Annotated in this window: 2 pseudogenes; both read right to left on the minus strand. The window is 69.8% G+C overall.

Going from position 1 to position 508, the window contains the following annotated elements:
- Positions 1-375: pseudogene (locus CCN37_RS36950) on the minus strand (hypothetical protein); the annotation flags it as partial.
- An 8-nt stretch (positions 376-383) separates the two neighbouring features.
- Positions 384-458, minus strand: a pseudogene (locus CCN37_RS42505) (FAD-binding protein); the annotation flags it as partial.
- Positions 459-508: the final 50 nt, after the last annotated feature.

The following is a 508-nucleotide window of genomic DNA, read 5'->3' on the forward strand; positions in this document are numbered from 1 at the left end:
CTTACGCTCCATCGGCTGGTACCGGGTGATGGTCACCGGCTTGTAGTCCAGGCGGATGTCCGCCGTCAGACCCTCACCGTGCTTGTAGGCCATGGTGTGACGCAGGAAGTTCACGTCGTCCCGGGCCTGGTAGTCCTCGCGCGCGTGCCCGCCCCGGGACTCCTTGCGGGCCAGTGCGGCCTGCACCAGGATCTCGGCCAGCTCCAGCAGGAAGCCGAGCTCGACGGNNCGGCGGGCGTCTCCGGCAGGTCGATGTGCTCGCGGCCGACCGCGTACTCCGCGGCGGCGATGCCGGCGCGGCGGCCGAAGACGTTGATGTCCAGCAGCGAGTTGGTGCCGAGGCGGTTGGCGCCGTGCACCGAGACGCACGCGCACTCACCGGCGGCGTAGAGGCCAGGGACGATGTTGTCGTTGTCCCGCAGCACCTCACCGCTGATCTTGGTGGGGATGCCGCCCATGGCGTAGTGCGCGGTCGGGTACACCGGCACCTGCTCGGTCACCGGGTCGA

It is taken from the genome of Allokutzneria sp. NRRL B-24872 (genome assembly GCF_002155965.1).
In the GTDB taxonomy this organism is placed as follows: domain Bacteria; phylum Actinomycetota; class Actinomycetes; order Mycobacteriales; family Pseudonocardiaceae; genus Allokutzneria.